The 16,441-nt window shown below is 68.8% G+C and carries 18 protein-coding genes; 5 read left to right on the plus strand and 13 right to left on the minus strand.

The window, feature by feature from the left end; genetic code table 11:
* The 3 genes from GON04_RS15055 to guaB form a co-directional block, all read right to left on the minus strand.
* The gene (locus tag GON04_RS15055; RefSeq protein WP_157398888.1) at positions 1 to 417 is read right to left on the minus strand and encodes a type II toxin-antitoxin system VapC family toxin; all 417 of its coding nucleotides are present in this window, start codon (positions 415 to 417) and stop codon (positions 1 to 3) included.
* Positions 404 to 715, minus strand: a complete 312-nt coding sequence (locus tag GON04_RS15060; protein ID WP_181653596.1) for a type II toxin-antitoxin system prevent-host-death family antitoxin — start codon at positions 713 to 715, stop codon at positions 404 to 406. The genes GON04_RS15055 and GON04_RS15060 overlap by 14 nt, the downstream gene beginning before the upstream one ends.
* A gap of 96 nt (positions 716 to 811) precedes the next feature.
* Complete coding sequence (guaB, locus tag GON04_RS15065) at positions 812 to 2,281, minus strand: IMP dehydrogenase (RefSeq protein ID WP_157398889.1); 1,470 nt, start codon at positions 2,279 to 2,281, stop codon at positions 812 to 814.
* Between the two features lie 142 nt (positions 2,282 to 2,423).
* Here guaB and GON04_RS15070 point away from each other — a divergent pair, with 142 nt between their 5' ends.
* On the plus strand, positions 2,424 to 2,948 hold the full coding sequence (locus tag GON04_RS15070) for a DUF4124 domain-containing protein (protein ID WP_157398890.1): 525 nt from the start codon (positions 2,424 to 2,426) through the stop codon (positions 2,946 to 2,948).
* Here the strand turns inward: GON04_RS15070 and GON04_RS15075 are convergent.
* Entirely contained in the window at positions 2,945 to 3,262 is a 318-nt protein-coding gene (locus tag GON04_RS15075; RefSeq protein ID WP_157398891.1) for an RnfH family protein, read from the minus strand. The genes GON04_RS15070 and GON04_RS15075 overlap by 4 nt on opposite strands.
* Positions 3,259 to 3,699, minus strand: coding sequence for a type II toxin-antitoxin system RatA family toxin (locus tag GON04_RS15080; protein ID WP_157398892.1), 441 nt, complete (start codon positions 3,697 to 3,699; stop codon positions 3,259 to 3,261). Before GON04_RS15080 ends, GON04_RS15075 begins: the two co-directional genes overlap by 4 nt.
* Positions 3,700 to 3,757: 58 nt before the next feature.
* Between GON04_RS15080 and smpB the strand changes: the two genes are divergently transcribed.
* The 4 genes from smpB to GON04_RS15100 all read left to right on the plus strand — a co-directional run bounded on the left by smpB (position 3,758) and on the right by GON04_RS15100 (position 6,074).
* Positions 3,758 to 4,231: an SsrA-binding protein SmpB gene (smpB, locus tag GON04_RS15085; RefSeq protein ID WP_157398893.1), complete on the plus strand. Its 474-nt coding sequence runs from the start codon at positions 3,758 to 3,760 to the stop codon at positions 4,229 to 4,231.
* A gap of 75 nt (positions 4,232 to 4,306) precedes the next feature.
* Positions 4,307 to 4,699 (plus strand): COG4315 family predicted lipoprotein, encoded by a 393-nt coding sequence (locus GON04_RS15090; protein WP_157398894.1) that lies wholly within the window; start codon positions 4,307 to 4,309, stop codon positions 4,697 to 4,699.
* Between the two features lie 39 nt (positions 4,700 to 4,738).
* Positions 4,739 to 5,257: a sigma-70 family RNA polymerase sigma factor gene (locus GON04_RS15095; protein ID WP_157398895.1), complete on the plus strand. Its 519-nt coding sequence runs from the start codon at positions 4,739 to 4,741 to the stop codon at positions 5,255 to 5,257.
* 4 nt (positions 5,258 to 5,261) lie between these two features.
* Positions 5,262 to 6,074, plus strand: a complete 813-nt coding sequence (locus GON04_RS15100) for an anti-sigma factor family protein (protein ID WP_157398896.1) — start codon at positions 5,262 to 5,264, stop codon at positions 6,072 to 6,074.
* Positions 6,075 to 6,080: 6 nt separating this feature from the next.
* Here GON04_RS15100 and GON04_RS15105 read toward each other — a convergent pair whose 3' ends face one another.
* From GON04_RS15105 to rimP, 8 genes are all read right to left on the minus strand, one after another.
* Positions 6,081 to 7,145 (minus strand): enoyl-CoA hydratase/isomerase family protein, encoded by a 1,065-nt coding sequence (locus tag GON04_RS15105; RefSeq protein ID WP_157398897.1) that lies wholly within the window; start codon positions 7,143 to 7,145, stop codon positions 6,081 to 6,083.
* Positions 7,146 to 7,175: 30 nt separating this feature from the next.
* Entirely contained in the window at positions 7,176 to 8,048 is an 873-nt protein-coding gene (locus GON04_RS15110; protein ID WP_157398898.1) for a DMT family transporter, read from the minus strand.
* Positions 8,049 to 8,063: 15 nt separating this feature from the next.
* Complete coding sequence (gene typA / locus GON04_RS15115; protein ID WP_157398899.1) at positions 8,064 to 9,896, minus strand: translational GTPase TypA; 1,833 nt, start codon at positions 9,894 to 9,896, stop codon at positions 8,064 to 8,066.
* Positions 9,897 to 9,951: 55 nt separating this feature from the next.
* Positions 9,952 to 10,917, minus strand: coding sequence for a tRNA pseudouridine(55) synthase TruB (truB, locus tag GON04_RS15120; RefSeq protein ID WP_157398900.1), 966 nt, complete (start codon positions 10,915 to 10,917; stop codon positions 9,952 to 9,954).
* A 2-nt stretch (positions 10,918 to 10,919) separates the two neighbouring features.
* Positions 10,920 to 11,291, minus strand: coding sequence for a 30S ribosome-binding factor RbfA (gene rbfA / locus GON04_RS15125; RefSeq protein WP_157398901.1), 372 nt, complete (start codon positions 11,289 to 11,291; stop codon positions 10,920 to 10,922).
* 134 nt (positions 11,292 to 11,425) lie between these two features.
* Positions 11,426 to 14,284 carry a translation initiation factor IF-2 gene (gene infB, locus GON04_RS15130; RefSeq protein WP_157398902.1) on the minus strand — a complete coding sequence of 953 codons (2,859 nt, stop codon included), beginning with the start codon at positions 14,282 to 14,284 and terminating at the stop codon, positions 11,426 to 11,428.
* A 23-nt stretch (positions 14,285 to 14,307) separates the two neighbouring features.
* Positions 14,308 to 15,801 carry a transcription termination factor NusA gene (gene nusA, locus GON04_RS15135; RefSeq protein ID WP_157398903.1) on the minus strand — a complete coding sequence of 498 codons (1,494 nt, stop codon included), beginning with the start codon at positions 15,799 to 15,801 and terminating at the stop codon, positions 14,308 to 14,310.
* Entirely contained in the window at positions 15,801 to 16,367 is a 567-nt protein-coding gene (rimP, locus tag GON04_RS15140) for a ribosome maturation factor RimP (RefSeq protein ID WP_181653597.1), read from the minus strand. Before rimP ends, nusA begins: the two co-directional genes overlap by 1 nt.
* Positions 16,368 to 16,441 lie beyond the last annotated feature (74 nt).

Genomic DNA, 16,441 nt, shown 5'->3' on the forward strand with positions numbered 1-16,441 from the left:
TCAGGCCAGGTCGGTGATCAGGGGGTGGTCCAGCTTCAGGCACGCGCGCTGCAGGGCGCGGTCCATCGTGACCAGGGGTGCTTTGAGGTCGACCGCCACCTTCAGGTAGGCGGCGTCCGAGGGGGTGAGGTCCAGCGACTGCGACCAGGTCCAGAACTCCAGCGGCGACACCCGCAGGGGCGCCAGCGCCACCGGCAACCGGCTGAGCAGCCGCAGCACGTGCTGGTGGGCGCTGGGGCTGAACCGACCGCGCGCCAGGGCGCGGCCCGCCGCGTGCATCGCCTCCAGCGGGAAGATCGCGGCGCTGGTGGCGCTCTCCTCCTCGGTCACAACGCGGATCAGGGACTGCGAGACCTTGTCGCCGGTCTCGTCCGGGAAGGCCCAGCTGGCGAAGGCGGAGGCGTCAACCACGAGCATGGGTGCCCTCCGGATCGTCGGTCGCGGTCCCGCCCCGCGCGTCACGTTCGCGCTTGTGCTCGTCCCAGAATTCGGCGAAGCCGGGCTGGCCGCGGCCAACCTTGCCGCGCAGCGCCTCCAGCTCGGCCAGGATGGCCTGCCGGCGCGCCTCGATGCTCGGCTGCTCGGTTTCGGGCTCCTTGATGAGACGGATCACGCGCTTGCCATGGCGCGTGAGCACGACCTCCTCGCCTTGCTCGACCGCACGGATCAGTTCGGAGAGCTGGCTCTTGGCCTGGTGGATGGGGACCGTTTGCACAATTCTGGCTCGACTGGAGCTAAATCGGACCAGATTGTAGTCCGCAGAATGAAAAAGGGCCAGAAATTCTGGCCCTTTTCTGGGTGTGGTCGGGGACTACTCGGCGCGGTAGTTCGGCGCTTCCTTGGTGATCTGCACGTCATGCACATGGCTCTCGCGGATGCCGGCCGCCGTGATCTCGACGAATTCGGCCTTGTTGCGCATGTCCTCGATGGTGGCGCAGCCGCAGTAACCCATGCTGGCCCGCACACCGCCGGCCATCTGGAACACGATGGACACGAGCGAGCCCTTGTAGGGCACGCGGCCCTCGATGCCCTCAGGCACCAGCTTGTCGGCGTTGGGATTGCCGGTGGTCGCTTCCTGGAAGTAGCGGTCGGCACTGCCCTGCTGCATGGCGCCGATGGAGCCCATGCCACGGTAGCTCTTGTAGCTGCGGCCCTGGTACAGGACGATCTCGCCGGGCGCCTCTTCAGTGCCGGCGAACATCCCGCCCATCATCACGGTGCTGGCACCGGCCGCGATGGCCTTGGAGATGTCGCCCGAGTAGCGGATGCCGCCGTCGGCGATCAGCGGCACGCCGCTGCCCTGCAGCGCCGTCGCCACGTTGTCGATGGCCGTGATCTGCGGCACGCCGACGCCGGCCACGATGCGGGTGGTGCAGATCGAGCCCGGACCGATGCCCACCTTGACCGCGTCCGCGCCGGCCTCCACGAGCGCCCGTGCCGCCGAGCCGGTGGCGATGTTGCCGCCGATCACATCGACTTCCGGATAGGTCTGCTTGACCCAGCGCACCCGCTCGATCACGCCCTTGCTGTGCCCGTGCGCGGTGTCGACCACGATGACGTCGACGCCGGCCTTGACCAGCGCCTCCACGCGCTCCTCGGTGCCCTCGCCCACGCCGACGGCGGCGCCCACGCGCAGGCGGCCCGAGGCGTCGCGCGCGGCATTGGGGAAGCTGGTCTGCTTGGTGATGTCCTTGACGGTGATCAGGCCCTTGAGCTCGAAGCCTTCGCCCAGCACCAGCAGCCGCTCGAGCTTGTGCTTGTTCAGCAGCGCCTTGGCCTCGGCCGCACTGGTGCCCTCGCGCACGGTGATCAGCTTCTCGCGCGGGGTCATGATCTGGCTGACCGGCACCTCGTAGCGGGTCTCGAAGCGCAGGTCGCGGCCGGTGACGATGCCCACGACCTTGCCGCCGTCGATGACGGGGAAGCCGGAGATGCCCAACTGCTCCTGCATGGCGAGCACCTGCTGCACCGTGTGCGACGGGGTGATGACGACCGGGTCGCGCAGCACGCCCGATTCGTAGCGCTTGACCCGGGCGACCTCGGCCGCCTGCTGCTTGGGCGTGAGGTTCTTGTGCACGATGCCGATGCCGCCTTCCTGCGCGATGGCGATCGCCAGGCGCGCCTCCGTCACGGTGTCCATCGCCGCTGCCACCAGAGGCAGGTTCAGCGTGATGTTGCGCGAGAGGCGTGTCGCGAGGGAAGTGTCCTTGGGAAGGACCTGGGAGAACGCCGGGACCAGCAACACATCGTCGAAGGTCAGCGCTTTGCCAAGAAGGCGCATGTCAGTGCTCCAAAAGACAGATTGTAGCGAGCCACACTCGGGCTAACCCTGCCCCTGTTCCGTTGCATGGCCGTGACGAACTGCGCGGGGCCAGGCTGCATCGGCATTGGAGGCGGAAGAGCTCCACGGCTACACTCGGCCGATGCCTTCCACCCGCGCCCTTGCCGTTGCCCTGGCCATCGCCTGCGGCGCCCTTCCGCTCGCTGCCACCGCGCAGTGGCAATGGATCGACAAGGACGGCCGCAAGGTCTTCAGCGACAAGTCGCCCCCGCCCGACATCCCGGCCAAGAACATCCTGCGCCAGCCCGGCATGCGCGCCGCCGTCGTCGAAGAGGCGCCGGCTGCCCCCAGCGCGGTGCCGGCGAAGGCGGTGGCCAACGCCGCCAACGCCCCCAAGGTGAGCGGCAAGGACCGTGAACTGGAAGAGAAGCGCAAGCAGGCCCTGGCCGCCGACGCCGAGAAGAAGAAGGCCCAGGAGCGCGAGGTCCTCGAGGCGCAGGCCGACAACTGCAAGCGGGCCCGCGAGTCGAAGGCGACGCTGGATTCGGGCGTGCGGCTGGCCCGCGTGAACGACAAGGGCGAGCGCGAGATCCTGGACGACACGGCCCGCGCCACCGAGACCAGGCGCCTGCAGGAGATCATCTCCCGCGACTGCAAGGCCGGCTAGTAGCCCTGCTTGGCGCCCGGGCGGCGCTGCGAGAACAGGCCCGCGGCCCGCGCCCCCTGGCGCCGGAACCGCTCCCGGCGCGCCACCTTCGGATCCACCAGCAGCGGCCGGTACAGCTCGACCCGGTCGCGGTCGCGCAGCAGCTGGGCAGCCTCGGTCCGCCGCCCCCAGATGCCCACCTCGCCATCGGCCGGCAGGCCGCAGGCGCGCAGGGCATCGGCCACACTGGAACCCGCCGGCAATTCGAGTTCCCACTCGCGCACGTCCCGCGGAGCGGGCGACTGCACCACCGTGACCCGCAGCAAGGCCGTCATCCGTACACCTCTTCGGCGCGCTTGACGAAGGCATCGACCAGCGTGCCGGCGATGCGGTCGAACACCGGGCCGACCACGGTGGCCAGGGCCGCGTTCTTGAACCCGTAGTCGAGCGTCAGTTCGACCTTGCAGGCGCGCTGGCTGGCGTCGCCCACCGGGGCGAAGTTCCAGCGCCCTTCCAGGCTGGAGAACGGGCCATCCAGCAGGTGCATGGACACCTTGCGGCCCGCGACGTGGTCGTTGCGGGTGGTGAAGCTCTGCCGGATGCCGCCGAACGAGATGCCGACCTCGGCCTTCATGCCATCGGCATCCTCCTCCAGCACATTGGCGTGGTCGCACCAGGGCAGGAACTGGGGGTACAGCGCCACGTCGGTGACGAGCTTGAACATCTCGTCCGCGCTGTACCAGATCAGCACGGATCGGTGGACGGTTTTCATACAGAATGCGGGGTTCCGCGGGATTGTAGAGACGGCCTGCGCTCCCATCTGTCAGCCCATGGCCAACAACAAAGACGGCACCAAGCCCATCGCCGAGAACCGCAAAGCCACCTACAACTACTTCTTCGAGGAGCGGTTCGAGGCCGGCATGGTGCTCGAAGGCTGGGAGGTGAAGGCCCTGCGCGAGGGCAAGGTGCAGCTCACCGACGGCTACGTGGTCATCAAGAACGGCGAGCTGTTCATCATCGGCATGCAGATCAACCCGCTGCGCACCGCCTCCACCCACGTCAACCCGGACTCGGTGCGCACCCGCAAGCTGCTGCTGCACAAGGAACAGATCCGCCGCCTGGTGGGCAAGGTCGAGCAGAAGGGCTACACCCTGGTGCCGATCAACCTCCACTGGAAGGCCGGCAAGATCAAGTGCGACATGGCCCTGGCCAAGGGCAAGGCGGAGCACGACAAGCGCGACACCATCCGCGACCGGGAGGGCAAGCGGGAAGTCGAACGGGCGATGAAGAGCCGCCAGCGCTGATCCGTGTGGGGCGGGCGGAATAAACCGCCCTGCCGCGGCGTTCATGTGGGTGAGGACCACCCCAGGAGAACCCGCATGTCCACCTCCCCCCTTGCACGCGCCCTGCCCATCCTGCTGTCCACGCTGGTCCTGGGCGCCTGTTCGAGCATGTCCAGCATGATGGGGACGGCCCCAGCCAAGGTGGCCGACGGCGTCCTGGTCGGCCCCAATGGCATGACGCTGTACACGTTCGACCGCGACACGACCGGCAAATCAGCCTGCAACGGCCCCTGCGCGACCAACTGGCCGCCGTTGATGGCCAAGTCCGGCGACACCGGCTCGGGCGACTGGTCTGCCGTCACCCGCGACGACGGCAGCCGCCAGTGGGCCTACAAGGGCAAGCCGGTGTACTACTGGGCCAAGGACGCAAAGCCGGGGGACCGCACGGGCGATGGCGTGAACAACGTCTGGCACCTGGCCCGCCCCTGAGGGGCTGACGGGAGCAGGCTCATGCGTTAGGCTCTGCCGATGCCGCTCCAGGCCGCCGACCTCGAAGCCCAGATCCCGCAATTGCGACGCTATGCGCGCGCACTGACGGGGGACACCTGGGCCGCCGACGACCTGGTGCAGGACACGCTCGAGAGGGCCTGCGACCGGTGGCAACTGTGGAAAGCGGGCAGCGACCTGCGGGCCTGGCTGTTCACGGTGATGCACAACCTGTTCATCGACGGCGCGCGGCGCGCGATGCGGCAGCAGGGGCGCCGGGTGGACATCGACGACGTGGCGCAGGAGCTCGCCGCACCGCCGTCGGCACCCGAGCAGGCCATCGACCTGCAGCGCTGCCTGTTGCGGCTGCCGGATGAACAACGCGAGGTGCTGCTGCTGGTGACATTGCAGGACCTGGGATACGAGGACGTGGCCCGGATGATGGGCACGCCGGTGGGCACCGTGATGTCGCGCCTGTCGCGCGCCCGGGCCCGCTTGCGCGAATTGATGGAGGCCGGCCCGGCGCCGGCGTCCGTGGTACCGCTGAAGCGACTGAAGTGAAGTGATGACACAGGATTCCTCCACCGCCGACGAGACCGCGCTGCACGCGCTGGTCGATGGGCGCCTGACTGCCGCCGAACGCGAGGCGCTGCACACGCGCCTGGCCGTCGACACGCAGGCGGCCCGCACGGCCCAGGCGTGGATGGCCCAGCGCGAGGCGTTGCGGGCTCTGCACCGCGAGGTGCTGCAGGAGCCGGTACCGCCGGCCCTCGCCCAGGTCACGCGCCAGCTCGACCAGCAACGGGGACGACTCGGCCGCTGGCAGCGCTGGGGTGGCGTCGCCGCGGCGGTGCTGCTGGCCTTCGGCCTCGGCTGGGCCTCCCACGGCCAGTGGGACGCGCGAGGACCGGCCAGCCAGGTTGCCCGCGCGCGGCCGGTCGTGGATTTCGGCCGCCAGGCGGTGGTGGCGCACGTCGTGTTCTCGCCCGAGATCCGCCATCCGGTCGAGGTGACGGCCGCGCAGCAGGAGCACCTGGTGCAGTGGCTGTCGAAACGGCTGGGCCGGTCCCTGAAGGTGCCCGACCTCACGATGCAGGGCTACGAACTGGTCGGCGGCCGCCTGCTGTCCGGCGGCCAGGGACCGCGCGCCCAGTTCATGTACCAGAACCTCAAGGGCGATCGCCTGACGCTGTATGTCGGCGCCCTCGAGGGCACGCCCGATGCGCAGGCCGCCCGCGAGACGGCGTTCCGCTTCACCAGCGAAGCCGGCACCTCCAGCTTCTACTGGGTCGACCAGGGCTTCGGCTACGCCCTCGCCGGACGGCTGGGCCGGGCGGAACTGCTGCCGCTGGCCGACGTCGTCTACAAGCAGCTCTGAGCTGCCTCAGGCCAGTTCACGCAAGGGGTGCTCGCCGGGCGCCCAGGGGCTGCGGAAGAAAGCGTCGACTTCCTCGGCCGTGACGTCCTCGGCGCGCGCCGGACTCCAGCGCGGCGACTGGTCCTTGTCGATGGCGAGGGCCCGGATGCCCTCCACCGTCTCACCCGATGCGCCGGGCTTGCGGCGGAAGCAGTGCCACACGATGTCGCGCTCCATCCGCAGGTCGTCCGCCAGGGTCATCGTGCGGGCCCGCCGCACCTGCTCCAGGGTCACGTGCAGCATCAGCGGCGAGCGCTTGCGCAGCAGCGCGGCCGTGTCGCGGTGCCAGTCCGTCGATCCGGCTTCCAGCGCCCGCAGGATGTCGACCACGCCGTCCAGCGCGAACACGCGGTCGATCTCGGCCCGGTGCGCCGCCAGCCGCGAGCCGATCGCCCGGTGCGGTGGCGGGAGCGCGGCGACGCCCTCCCGCCCCAGGCGCTCCCAGAGCGCGGGCAACTCGGCCGCAGGCAGCTGCACGTCGGCCAGGCGGGCGTCGATGGCTTCCTCGGCGCCGATGGTCTCGCCGGTCAGCGCCAGGTATTCGCCCAGGCGGCCCGGGCAGCGCGACAGGAAGTAGCCGCCGCCGACGTCCGGGAACAGCCCGATGATGGTCTCGGGCATGGCGACGCGGGTGCGCTCGGTGACGATGCGGCAGCGCGCGCCCTGCGAGATGCCCATGCCGCCGCCGAACACGATGCCGTCCATGCAGGCGGCGAAGGGCTTGGGATAGTGGTGCACCAGGTGGTTGAGCCGGTACTCCTCGGTGAAGAACGCGTCCAGCGAGGCATGGTCGCCGGCCAGCGCCGCCTGGTGGAAGAAGCGGATGTCGCCGCCTGCGCTGAAGGCCCCGAACGGCCCTTCCCTGCCCTGCCCGCGGATCGCGACCACCTCGATGCGGGGATCGTCCTGCCACTGCCGCAGGACGGCGTCCAGCTCGCGCACCATCGCCAGCGACAGCGCGTTCAGCGCCCTGGGCCGGTTCAACGTGACCAGGCCCGCCCTGCCGACGACCTCGGCGACCACTTCACCCATGCGACAGCACTCCTTGCTTCGGCGGGCGGCTCAGGCTCTCTGCCGCCACCCGACCAGTTCATTCATGACCAGCGCGCCGATCACCAGCGCGCCACCCGCCAGCACGGTCTGCGTCGGCACTTCGTCCGCGCCCACCCAGGCCAGCAGGATGCCGAAGATCACCTCCAGCAACGCCAGCAGCGCGATCTCCGGCGCCTGCAGCACGCGGGCGCAGACGACCGACAGCGCGCAGGGGATGGCCAGCTGCACCAGCCCCAGCAGGGCCAGCAGCCCGATGTCGTGCCAGGACGCCGCGAACGGCATGGCCAGCGGCAAGGTGACCAGAGAGGAGATGACGGCGCCGACCAGCACGGCCGGGACCAGGTCGACGTCGCGGCCGTGCGCATGCGCGCGCTGGCTGATGGTCCAGTTGACGGCACCGGCCAGAGGCACGCACAGGGCCACCAGCGTGCCGGCAAGCTGCCCGCCCGCCAATTGCGCGGCGTACATGTAGGCGATGCCCGCACCGGCGATGACGATGGCAGCCCAGGTGCGCGCCGGGATGCGGTGGCCGATGAAGATGCGCGCCACCAGGGCGGTGAGGAACGGCCCCACCGCCATCGTGACCAGCACGTTGGCGACGCTGGTGAGCGTCAGGGCCAGCATGAAGGCCGTGAACATGACGCTCCAGCACAGCCCGGACAGCCACAGCGGCGCCTGGGCTCGCCGCAGCCGGCCGAACACGGCCCGGCCCTGGAAGAACGGCAGGATCACCAGCAGCGAGGCCACCGTGAAGAAGCTGCGCCAGAAGGTGACCTCGAAGCTGCGTGCCTGCTCCAGGTGGCGCGTGATCACGCCCGCGATGGACCACATGAGGGTCACCGCGACCATGAGGAACACCGCCCGGGTGTGCGACAGCTTCATGCGCGCCGCGCGGCCTTATGCGGCTTCGCGCATGGCCCGCTTGCGCTCGTGCTCCTTGAGGTGGCGCTTGCGCAGGCGCACGCTCTTGGGCGTGATCTCGACCAGCTCGTCGTCCTCGATGAACTCGACGCCGTACTCCAGCGTGAGCTCGATGGGCGGCGTGATCTTGATCGCATCTTCCTTGCCGGACACGCGGAAGTTGGTCAGCTGCTTGGTGCGGGTGGCGTTGACCACCAGGTCGTTGTCGCGGCTGTGGATGCCCACGATCATGCCCTCGTACACCGGGTCGTTGGCCCGCACGAACATGCGGCCCCGGTCGTCCAGCTTGCCCAGCGCGTAGGTGAAGATCTCGCCGTCGTCCATGGAGATCAGCACGCCGTTCTTGCGGCCGCCGATGTCGCCCTTGAACGGCTCGTAGCGGTCGAAGATGTTCGAGATCAGGCCCGAGCCGCGCGTGAGGTTCAGGAACTCGTTGGAGAAGCCGATCAGGCCCCGCGCCGGGATCCGGTATTCCAGACGAACGCGGCCGCGGCCGTCCGGCTCCATGTTGACCAGGTCGCCCTTGCGCTCGCCCAGGGCCTGCATCACGCCGCCCTGGTGCTGCTCCTCGATGTCGACCGTCACCAGCTCGATCGGCTCGTGCTTCTCGCCGTCGACGGTCTTGAGCACCACCCGCGGCTTGGAGACGGCCAGCTCGTAGCCTTCACGGCGCATGTTCTCCAGCAGGATGGTCAGGTGCAGTTCGCCGCGGCCCATGACCTCGAACACACCCTCCTCGTCGGTCTCGCTCACGCGCAGGGCGACGTTGGACTGCAGTTCCTTCTGCAGGCGGTCCCAGATCTGGCGGCTGGTGACGTACTTGCCTTCGCGGCCGGCCAGCGGGCTGGTGTTGACGCAGAAGTTCATGGTCAGGGTCGGCTCGTCGACCTTGAGCATGGGCAGCGGCGCGGGGTTGAGCGGGTCCGTCACGGTGACGCCGATGCCGATGTCGGCGATGCCGTTGATCAGCACGATGTCGCCCGGGCCGGCCTCGGTGACCTGCACGCGGTCCAGGCCCTGGAACGTGAGGACCTGGTTCACGCGGCCCTTGAGCGACTTGCCGTCCGGACCTTCCATCACCAGCACGTCCATCATCGGCTTGATGGTGCCGGCATTCACCCGGCCCACGCCGATGCGGCCGACGAAGGAGGAGAAGTCCAGCGCCGAGATCTGCAGCTGCAGCGGCGCGGCCGGGTCGCCCTCGTGCGCCGGCACGTGGTCGAGCACGGTGTCGAACAGGGCCGACATGTCCTTGCCCCATTGCTCGCCCGGCTCGCCTTCCTCCAGCGAGCTCCAGCCGTTGATGCCGGAGGCGTAGACGACCGGGAAGTCCAGCTGCTCGTCGGTGGCGCCGAGCTTGTCGAACAGGTCGAAGGCGGCATTGACCACGTGCTGGGGCCGCGCGCCCGGCTTGTCGACCTTGTTCACCACCAGGATCGGGCGCAGGCCCAGGGCCAGCGCCTTCTTGGTCACGAAGCGCGTCTGCGGCATCGGGCCTTCCTGGGCGTCGATGAGCAGCACCACGCCGTCGACCATGGACAGCGCGCGTTCGACCTCGCCGCCGAAATCGGCGTGGCCGGGGGTGTCCACGATGTTGATGTGGGTGCCCTTCCAGCTCACGGCGCAGTTCTTGGCCAGGATGGTGATGCCGCGCTCGCGCTCGATGGCGTTGTTGTCCATCACGGTGTCGACCACCTTCTCGTGCTCGGCGAAGGTGCCCGACTGCCGCAGCAGCTGGTCGACCATGGTGGTCTTGCCGTGGTCGACGTGGGCGATGATGGCGATGTTGCGGATCTGCTTGTTGGTCATAGGGGAACTCCACCCTTGCGGGCTGCGGGGCTCGTCGCGGGATCGATGCGGCGGCTCATGGTGTGGCGATCGCTTCGTGCGACTGCAGGATTTGCTGGATTTCGATGGGGCTCAGCAAACGCCCCGGGATCAGTTCGCCGGCCTTCACGTGACCGGTGCCCAGCAGGGCTACTGGCCGCTCGCCGAACACCGCGACGGCGTCCTGGTCGGGCCAGTGGCCTCGCCGGCGCAAGCCGGACAGGAACCGGCCGGCATTGTCGGGATCGAGCGTGACACGTGCGTGGCCGTCGAGAAGCGCCTCGGCCGGCAGCAGCGCGGCCAGCCGCTCGTCCTCGTCCAGGGCCTCCAGCGCCGCCAGGCTGGTGCATTGCCCGATGCCGAACGGGCCCGTGGCGATCCGGCGCAGAAGCGACAGGTGCGCACCGCAGCCCAGTGCCTCGCCCAGGTCCTCGCCCAGCGTGCGGATGTAGGTGCCCTTGCTCACGCGCGCGGTGAACCGCAGCGCCGGGCGCCCGGCGTCCTCGGTGAGCGCCAGGTCGAAGGCGTGGACGGTGATGTCGCGCGGCTCGCGCGCCACCTCCTGGCCGGCCCGGGCGTATTCGTAGAGCGCCTTGCCGTCCTTCTTCAGGGCGCTGTGCATCGGCGGCAGCTGGCGCTGGGGCCCGGTGAACTGCGCCCGCAGCTGCGCCAGGCGCTCCTGCGTGACGGCCGGCACCGGCCGCTGCGCGATCACCTCGCCTTCGGCATCGCCGGTCGACGTCTTCACGCCCAGCACGGCGATCGCTTCGTAGGTCTTGTCGGCGTCCAGGTGGAGCTGGCTGAACTTGGTGGCCGCACCGAAGCACAGCGGCAGCACGCCGGTGGCGAGCGGGTCCAGCGTGCCGGTGTGGCCCGCCTTTTCCGCCCGCAGCAGCCACTTGGCCTTCTGCAAGGCATCGTTGCTCGACAGGCCGCGCGGCTTGTCGAGCAGCAGCACCCCGTGCACGGGGCGCCTCACGACCCGTGCTCGTGGTGCGCTCATGGCTACTCGTCGCTGTCTTTGGAACGCGAGGCGACCGCCCGCGCGATCAGCGCGTTCATGTCGGCGGCCCGCTCGGTGGTGCGGTCGAACTGGAAGTGCAGCGTCGGCACCGTGTGGATGTGCAGGCGCTTGAACAGGCCGTTGCGCAGGAAGCCGGCGGCGCTGTTGAGTGCAACCTCGCACTCCTGCGCATCGCCCACCAGGACGCTGAACGACACCTTGGCGTGCGCGTAGTCCGGCGTCACGTCGACGGCGCTGATCGTCACCATGCCCAGGCGCGGATCCTTGATCTCGCGCACGAGCTCGGACAGGTCGCGCTGGATCTGGTCCGCGACCTGGTAGCTGCGATTGGGCTTGCTGCTCTTCTTCGGCATGGAGCGGGTGCGGGGTCAGGAACGCGGATGACGCAGAGGTTTCGCAGAAGGCGCAGGGAAACCGACAGACTTGTTCATCGTCGGTTCGGTTCCTTCTGCGCCTTCCCGGTGCCCTGCGCGGACGGAAGTCCGCTTCAGAGCGTCCGGGCGACTTCCTTGATCTCGAAGAACTCGAGCTGGTCGCCTTCCTTGATGTCGTTGTAGTTCTTCAGCTTGATACCGCACTCGAAGCCTTCCTTGACCTCGCGCACGTCGTCCTTCATCCGCTTGAGCGAATCGATCTCGCCGGTGTAGATGACCACGTTGTCGCGCAGCAGGCGGAAGTGCGACGACCGCGTGACCAGGCCCGAGGTGATGTACGAGCCGGCCACCGTGCCGATCTTGGACGCCACGAACACCGTGCGGATCTCGGCCGAGCCGATGACCTCTTCGCGCTTCTCCGGCGCCAGCATCCCCGACATCGCGGCCTTCAGCTCATCCACCGCGTCGTAGATGATGTTGTAGTAGCGGATGTCGACGGCATTGCCCTCGGCCAGCTTGCGGGCACCGGAGTCGGCCCGCGTGTTGAAGCCGATGATCACCGCCTTGGCGGCGATGGCCAGGTTGACGTCCGATTCGGTGATGCCACCCACGCCCGCGTAGACCAGCTGCACCTTGACCTCGTCGGTCGACAGCTTCACCAGCGACTGCGACAGCGCCTCCTGCGAGCCCTGCACGTCGGCCTTGACGATGATGGGCACCGTCTTGACCTCGCCGGCGGTCATGTCCGTGAACATGTTCTCCAGCTTGGCGGCCTGCTGGCGGGCCAGCTTGGTGTTGCGGAACTTGCCCGCGCGGTAGGTCGCGATCTCGCGTGCACGGCGCTCGTCGGTGAGCACCATGAACTCGTCGCCGGCCTGCGGCACCTCGGTCAGGCCCTGGATCTCGACCGGGATCGAGGGACCGCCGCTCTTGATGGCCTTGCCGTTCTCGTCGAGCATTGCGCGCACGCGGCCATACGTCTGGCCCGCCAGCACCACGTCGCCCACCTTCAGCGTGCCGGACTGCACGAGGATGGTGGCGACCGGGCCGCGGCCCTTGTCGAGCTGGGCTTCGATGACCAGGCCCTTGGCCGCGGCGTCGACCGGGGCCTTCAGTTCCAGCACCTCGGCCTGCAGCAGCACCTGCTCGAGCAGCTCGTCGATGCCCTGGCCGGTGAGGGCCGAGACGTTGACGAACGGCGAGGCGCCGCCGTATTCCTCGGGCACGACTTCCTCGGCCACGAGTTCCTGCTTGACGCGGTCGGGGTTGGTGCCCGGCTTGTCGATCTTGTTGACGGCCACCACGATCGGCACCTGCGCCGCCTTGGCGTGCTTGATCGCTTCCTTCGTCTGCGGCATGACGCCGTCGTCGGCGGCCACCACCAGGATGACGATGTCGGTCGCCTGCGCGCCGCGGGCCCGCATGGCGGTGAACGCCTCGTGGCCGGGGGTGTCGAGGAACGAGATGACGCCCCGCTCGGTCTCCACGTGGTAGGCGCCGATGTGCTGGGTGATGCCACCGGCCTCGCCTGCGGCCACCTTGGAGCGGCGGATGTAGTCCAGCAGCGAGGTCTTGCCGTGGTCGACGTGGCCCATGACGGTGACCACCGGCGCGCGCGGCAGGGCTTCGGCCTCGGCCTGGCCGGTTTCCTCTTCCGTGAACGCCTCGGGATCGTCCAGCGCGGCGGTGACCGCCTTGTGGCCCATTTCCTCGACCACGATCATGGCCGTGTCCTGGTCCAGCGGCTGGTTGATGGTGACCATCTGGCCCATCTTCATGAGCGCCTTGATCACTTCGGACGCCTTGACCGCCATCTTGTGCGCGAGTTCGGCGACCGTGATGGTCTCCGGCACGTGCACTTCGATCACGCGTTGCTCGACCGGCGCGGCCTGCATGCCTTCGCTGCGCTGGTCGCGGTCATTGCCGCGGCGGCCACGCGGGCCCCCGCGCCAGTTGTTGCGGCCGATGCCACCCGACGCGTCGCCGCGGGTCGGGATGGCCTTCTTCTTGGCCGGATCGGCGGCCCAGCTGGACGACAGCTTGGCCGACTTGACTTCCTTGCCGCCGCCGGGGCCGGCCGGCGCGGCCGCGCCGGTGCCCGGACGCGCGGTGACCGCCGGCTTGTGCAGCGTGCCCTTGGCTGCCGGCTTGGCAGCATCGCCGGGCTTGGCAACTGGCTTGGCCTCCTCGGGCTTCTTGGCCACGAGCACCTTCTTGGGCGCGGCCATCATGGCGCGGATGGCCTCGGCTTCGGCCAGGGCCTTGCGCCGGCGCTCGTCCAGGTCCTTGGCGCGCGCGGCTTCCTCATCGGCGCGAGCCTTGGATTCGACTTCGGCCTTGGCCCGTGCTTCGGCGGCCGCGGCGGCGCGTGCCGCGGCGGCAGCGGCAGCTTCGGCGCTGGCCTCCTGCTGGGCCTGGGTCAGGGCGGCCCGCTTGGCCTGCTCGGTGGCGGCGTAGGCGGCGGCGCGTTCCTCGGCCTCGCGCTCGCGGCGCTCCTGCTCCTCGCGCAGGCGGCGCTTCTCCACCAGGTCTTCTTCCTGGCGGCGCAGCAGCTCAGCCTGGCGACGGTGCTCTTCCTCGCGGCGCACCAGCTCGGCGTCGTCGACCTGCGGCGCCGGCGGCTCCTGCAGCTCGGCCTCGGGCGACTCGACCACGGCGGTGTCGCCGCCCTCGTCGCGCTTGACGAAGGTGCGCTTCTTGCGGACTTCGACCTGGATGGTGCGGGCCTTGCCGCTGGCGTCGGCCTGCTTGATCTCGCTGGTCGATTTCTTCACCAGCGTGATTTTCTTGCGCTCGGGCGAAACGGTTCCGTGGCTGGCCTTGAGGTAGCCAAGGAGCTTCTGCTTGTCGGCCTCGGACAACGCATCGGTCGTGGCCGACTTGGCCACACCTGCGCTGCGGAGCTGCTCAAGCAGCGTATCGGGTGATTTCTTGAGTTCGCTGGCGAACTCGGCGACGGTGGTGCTCGACATGTGTTCTGGTCCCCTCCATCACGTCACGCTTGCGCGGTCGCACTGGCAAACCAGTGTTCGCGCGCCTTCATGATCAGGGCTTTGGCCTCGTCCGCGGACTGGCCGGTAATCTCGGTCAACTCATCGACGGCCAGGTCAGCCAGCTCGTCGCGGGTGTGCACGCCGGCCTCGGCCAGCGTGCCAATCAGTTCGGGCGTGAGGCCTTCGAGGTCGCGCAGGTTCTGCGACACCTCCTCGACGCTCTCCTCGTGCGCGATCTCCATGGTCAGCAGCGCATCCTTGGCGCGCGACCGCAGCTCGTTCACGGTGTCCTCGTCGAACGACTCGATGTCCAGCATCTCCTGGATCGGGACGTAGGCCACTTCCTCGAGGCTGGTGAAGCCCTCGGAGATCAGGATGTCGGCGATCTCTTCGTCGACGTCCAGCTTCTCCATGAACAGCGTGCGGATGGTGCTGGACTCCTCGGCCTGCTTCTGGGCCGATTCGTTCGCATCCATGATGTTGATCTTCCAGCCGGTCAGCTCGCTGGCCAGGCGCACGTTCTGGCCGCCGCGGCCGATGGCGATGGCGAGGTTCTCCTCGTCGACCACCACGTCCATGGCGTGCTTCTCCTCGTCGACGACGATGGAGCTGACGTTGGCCGGCGCCAGCGCACCGATGACGAACTGCGCCGGGTCCTCGGACCACAGCACGATGTCCACGCGCTCGCCGGCGAGCTCGTTGGTGACGGCGTTCACGCGCGTGCCGCGCACGCCGACGCAGGTGCCGATGGGATCGACGCGCTTGTCGTGCGACAGCACCGCGATCTTGGCGCGCGAGCCGGGGTCGCGGGCGCAGCTCTTGATTTCCAGCAGGCCCTGCTCGATCTCGGGCACTTCCTGGCGGAACAGCTCGATCATGAACTCGGGGGCCGCGCGCGACAGGATGATGGGCGCGCCGCGCAGCGTGAGGTCGACCTCCATGATCATGGCCCGCACGCGGTCGCCGTTGCGCAGGTTCTCCTTGGGGATCATCTCGCCGCGGCGCAGCCGGCCTTCGACGCGGCCGCTCTCGACGATGATGTCGCCCTTGTCCATGCGCTTGACGGTGCCCACGAAGATCTTGTCGCCGCGCGACATGAAGTCGTTGAGCAGCATCTCGCGCTCGGCGTCGCGGATCTTCTGCAGGATGACCTGCTTGGCGGCCATGGCCCCGATGCGCCCGATGGGCAGCGAATCGATGCCTTCCTCGATGTACTCGCCTTCCTCGACGTCTGGCACGCGCTCGCGGGCGTCCATGAGGAGTTCCTCGGCGTCGGGGTTCTGCAGGCCCTGGCTGTCAGGCACGACGAGCCAGCGGCGGAAGGTCTCGTAGACGCCGCTGTCGCGGTCGATGGCCACGCGGATGTCCACCTCGCCCTGGTACAGCTTCTTGGTGGCTTGCGCGAGCGCCGACTCGACGGCACCGAACACCACGTCGCGCTCCACGTTCTTCTCGCGCGAGATCGCCTCGACCAGCATCAACAATTCGCGATTCATCACGACTCTCCTGTCTGCCTGGGCTTCCTGCCCTTGAAATCCACTACCGGCGCGAGCCGCGCCTCCTTCAATTCGTCGAGCGTGAAGCCCAGCACCTGCACCGGCGCCGGCTCCCGCTTGCGACTGATCCTCTGGCCCGGCTTCACCTTGGGCTCGTCGGACCACATGACCTGCCAGCCGCCGCCTTCGCCGCGCGCCAGCTGGCCGCGGAACTTCTTGCGCGTCGGCGCCACCTGCCCCGCGCCGGCGGCACCCACCGGCGCGCGCAGCGTGACGTCCACCATTTCGCCGGCGAAGCGCTCGAAATCCTTCTCGCCCCGCAACGGCCGGTCAAGCCCGGGCGACGACACCTCGAGCCGCTTGTAGTCGACGCCCTCGACCTCGAGCGCGTATTGCAGCTGGCGGGTGACCTTCTCGCAGTCCTCGACGTTCACGTACTGCTCGACCCCCGGGGCCCACGGCAGGTCGATGGTGACGCGCAGCAGGCCTCCGGCGGAGCGTTCGATCTCCACCAGCTCGTAGCCGAGGCCGGTCACGGTCTGCTCAGCAATATCCTGCAGTGCCACGCCTTGTGTCTGTTCCTGTGAAATGCGCCAAACCAAAAAAAACGGGCGGTGAGTACCCGCCCGTTTGGTCGCGA

It is taken from the genome of Ramlibacter pinisoli, assembly GCF_009758015.1.
Classification (GTDB): domain Bacteria; phylum Pseudomonadota; class Gammaproteobacteria; order Burkholderiales; family Burkholderiaceae_C; genus Ramlibacter; species Ramlibacter pinisoli.

What these genes read in the sequence shown, in the direction of transcription:
- smpB (WP_157398893.1), top strand. Translation starts at nt 3,758, where the DNA reads ATGGCCAACAACAAAGACGGCACCAAGCCCATCGCCGAGAACCGCAAA.
- GON04_RS15075 (WP_157398891.1), bottom strand. Translation starts at nt 3,262, where the DNA reads ATGACGGCCTTGCTGCGGGTCACGGTGGTGCAGTCGCCCGCTCCGCGG.
- GON04_RS15080 (WP_157398892.1), bottom strand. Translation starts at nt 3,699, where the DNA reads ATGAAAACCGTCCACCGATCCGTGCTGATCTGGTACAGCGCGGACGAG.
- GON04_RS15110 (WP_157398898.1), bottom strand. Translation starts at nt 8,048, where the DNA reads ATGAAGCTGTCGCACACCCGGGCGGTGTTCCTCATGGTCGCGGTGACC.
- nusA (WP_157398903.1), bottom strand. Translation starts at nt 15,801, where the DNA reads ATGAATCGCGAATTGTTGATGCTGGTCGAGGCGATCTCGCGCGAGAAG.
- GON04_RS15055 (WP_157398888.1), bottom strand. Translation starts at nt 417, where the DNA reads ATGCTCGTGGTTGACGCCTCCGCCTTCGCCAGCTGGGCCTTCCCGGAC.
- GON04_RS15090 (WP_157398894.1), top strand. Translation starts at nt 4,307, where the DNA reads ATGTCCACCTCCCCCCTTGCACGCGCCCTGCCCATCCTGCTGTCCACG.
- typA (WP_157398899.1), bottom strand. Translation starts at nt 9,896, where the DNA reads ATGACCAACAAGCAGATCCGCAACATCGCCATCATCGCCCACGTCGAC.
- rbfA (WP_157398901.1), bottom strand. Translation starts at nt 11,291, where the DNA reads ATGCCGAAGAAGAGCAGCAAGCCCAATCGCAGCTACCAGGTCGCGGAC.
- infB (WP_157398902.1), bottom strand. Translation starts at nt 14,284, where the DNA reads ATGTCGAGCACCACCGTCGCCGAGTTCGCCAGCGAACTCAAGAAATCA.
- truB (WP_157398900.1), bottom strand. Translation starts at nt 10,917, where the DNA reads ATGAGCGCACCACGAGCACGGGTCGTGAGGCGCCCCGTGCACGGGGTG.
- GON04_RS15105 (WP_157398897.1), bottom strand. Translation starts at nt 7,145, where the DNA reads ATGGGTGAAGTGGTCGCCGAGGTCGTCGGCAGGGCGGGCCTGGTCACG.
- GON04_RS15095 (WP_157398895.1), top strand. Translation starts at nt 4,739, where the DNA reads ATGCCGCTCCAGGCCGCCGACCTCGAAGCCCAGATCCCGCAATTGCGA.
- GON04_RS15100 (WP_157398896.1), top strand. Translation starts at nt 5,262, where the DNA reads ATGACACAGGATTCCTCCACCGCCGACGAGACCGCGCTGCACGCGCTG.
- GON04_RS15070 (WP_157398890.1), top strand. Translation starts at nt 2,424, where the DNA reads ATGCCTTCCACCCGCGCCCTTGCCGTTGCCCTGGCCATCGCCTGCGGC.
- guaB (WP_157398889.1), bottom strand. Translation starts at nt 2,281, where the DNA reads ATGCGCCTTCTTGGCAAAGCGCTGACCTTCGACGATGTGTTGCTGGTC.